Raw genomic sequence first — 2527 nt, 5'->3', positions numbered from 1 at the left:
TCGGCGAGTGCGCGACTCGCCGGACGCCCAGGCGCGTCGTCGGCGAACAGCCGCTGGATCTCGTCCAAGGCGAACCCTGCGGATTTGCACAGCCGGATCACCTCGAGTCGGGCGAGGATCGACTCGTCGTAGCGCCGCTGACCGCCGAGCCTGGCCACCGGCGGAACCAAGCCGATCTGCTCGTAGTACCGCAATGCGGTGGCGGCGACACCCGCCTCACGGGCCACCTCCCCGATAGTCAGACGTGCGGTCATCGGCTCTCCCAACATCAGGCTTGACTTAGAGCCAACTCTAAGTCGTTGACTGGCGGTATGCACGCACACACCCTCGAGGAACTCAACGCCGCCCGATACGCCCGACTTCGGTCGTTTCGCCGAGACGGCACCCCTGTCGATACGCCGATCTGGTTCGGGCTGGACGGAGCCGCGGTGGTGTTCCGCACCAAAGCGGGGCCAAAGACCAGACGGTTGGCGGCGCGCCCCAGTGTCGAACTCACCACATGCGACTACCGGGGCCGCGTCCGCACAGCAGCGACGACGCTGGCCGGCCGTGCCACGATCCTGTCCGGAGCCGACGCCGAACAGGCCAACCGCCTCCTCCACGAACGGTATGGCTGGCAGTGGAACATCATGCCGTTGATCAAGGTCCCGGGCGTGACGAACGTCCACCAGGATCTCTGCCTTCGCCAAAAGCTGTACCGCGCCCGCGACCGGAGCGTCTGGGAAGACAGCGTCATCGTTCGGGTGGACCTGACCCATGACTGACCCGGTTCGCTCGCCCAGCGTGAGCCAATGCTGCGCCGCTGCAACCGGATTCGTTTGGGGTTTGGTGCGACCGAAGCGGCTCGATCAGCGGTTCATCAAAAGCATCGGCGACGCAGGACTCCCGGATGCCGACGCGACGGTGACCGTAACCGCGCTTCCCCAAGTGCCGCGGTCGGTGCCGACAGCCACGGTGGTCGAGGGCATGTTCGCGCCTGCCCGGGTGGACAACTCGCTGACGTCATTCATCGTCACCCATCCGGAGGCGGTCTTCATCGTCGATCCCGCCGTGTGCGTGAACGCCGAGCAGCGGGCGATTTCGCAACTACCCGCGGTGCTGCGTGTCGCGGTTCGCCCACCGTCGGACACGATCCCGACCATCAGAGCACTGAGCCGGCTGCCCGACATACCGCGCCTGGATTTCGCACTACCCACGCACGCACACTGGGACCACGTGTCGGGTCTGCTGGACTTTCCCGATCTTCCGGTGCACCTGCATCGCATCGAACACGAATGGGTCGCTTCAGGGCCGGTCGCACCGGTCGGCGGCGTTCGCGATTCGCTGCGCGATCGACCGATCGTCCAATACGACCTGGACGGACCACCGGTATTGACGTTCACGCGATCCCACGATCTATTCGGCGACAACTCCGTGCTCCTGGTGGATCTGGCGGGACACACCCCGGGCAGCATCGGCGTGCTCGCCCATACCCGCCGCGGCTGGATTCTGATCGCCGGGGACGCCGCCTGGCATGAATTGCAAATCGAAAAGGTCCGGCAAAAATCAAGCTACCCCGGCGCTTTGGCGGACGAAGATCGCGGCCAATCCTTCAAAACACTCCATCGATTACACGTCGCGCGGCACGCGGTGACGATTATCCCGACGCACGATCATCAGGCCGCGCTTCGGTTATCGGCGTAAAGCGAACCTCTACCCGCCCAGGCAGCCGGGGCCGAGCAGCGCCTTGAGATCGCCCATCAGCGCCGGGGATGGCGTCACCCGCAGCGACGAGTCCAACTCCAGCGTGGTGATCCGGTCTCCGCTGACCAGCCGCAGAAGAACCTGCGACGTGCCGGGGTGTTGGGCCAGCACTTGTTTGAGCGCGCTGACCTTGTCGATGGTGCACTGTCGCGTCGGCAAGCTGACTGCCAGCGGCCGGTTCGCCTGCGCATTGGAAAAATCAGGCACCACAAGGTCGTTGGCGATCAGTGTGGTCCGATCATCGCGGATCGCGACTTTCGCGGTGACGACGACCACCGCGTCGTCGACGACGTCAGCGCCGAAGGCCGAGTAGGTATGCGGGAAGAACATCACCTCGATACCACCGGTGAGGTCTTCCAGCTGTGCTGAGGCCCAAGGCATTCCGTTCTTATTGACCCGACGGTTCACCGACGCCAGGATGCCGCCGACCTTGACCATGGTGTCGTTGGGGATGTCGCCGTCGAGTACCGCCGGGATGGCGGTATCGACCTGGGTCGCCAGCAGATGTGCTACCCCGTTGAGCGGATGCCCGGACACGTACAAGCCCAGCATTTCGCGTTCCAGCGCGAGTTTGTGTTTGTCGTCCCACTCCTCGTCGGGAACCCTGATGGTGAACACCGCATCAGCGCCCGCTCCCCCGTCATTCGGGTCACCGCCGAATAGGTCGAACTGCCCCATCGCCTCGGCTTTCTTGGTGCCCAGCACCGACTCGACCGCGTCGGTGTGCACCAGGAACAGCCCTTTGCGCGGGTGCTTCAGCGAGTCGAAAGCGCCTGCCTTGATC

Annotated in this window: 4 protein-coding genes; 2 read left to right on the top strand and 2 right to left on the bottom strand. The window is 64.6% G+C overall.

Going from position 1 to position 2527, the window contains the following annotated elements; translation table 11 throughout:
- The coding region (locus WBF82_RS13690) for a MerR family transcriptional regulator (protein ID WP_424383549.1) at window positions 1-254 on the bottom strand (254 nt) is incomplete at its 3' end.
- Window positions 255-311: 57 nt separating this feature from the next.
- Here WBF82_RS13690 and WBF82_RS13685 point away from each other — a divergent pair.
- Window positions 312-764 carry a PPOX class F420-dependent oxidoreductase gene (locus WBF82_RS13685; protein ID WP_424383548.1) on the top strand — a complete coding sequence of 151 codons (453 nt, stop codon included), beginning with the start codon at window positions 312-314 and terminating at the stop codon, window positions 762-764.
- The gene (locus WBF82_RS13680; protein ID WP_424383547.1) at window positions 757-1683 is read left to right on the top strand and encodes an MBL fold metallo-hydrolase; all 927 of its coding nucleotides are present in this window, start codon (window positions 757-759) and stop codon (window positions 1681-1683) included. Before WBF82_RS13685 ends, WBF82_RS13680 begins: the two co-directional genes overlap by 8 nt.
- A 9-nt stretch (window positions 1684-1692) precedes the next feature.
- Here the strand turns inward: WBF82_RS13680 and WBF82_RS13675 are convergent.
- Window positions 1693-2527: OB-fold nucleic acid binding domain-containing protein (locus WBF82_RS13675; RefSeq protein ID WP_424383546.1), on the bottom strand; the 835-nt coding region annotated here is incomplete at its 5' end.

Source organism: Mycobacterium sp., assembly GCF_049673265.1.
In the GTDB taxonomy this organism is placed as follows: domain Bacteria; phylum Actinomycetota; class Actinomycetes; order Mycobacteriales; family Mycobacteriaceae; genus Mycobacterium.
Note: the sequence above shows the minus strand (reverse complement) of the source record. Positions and strands in the feature narration are given on the sequence as shown.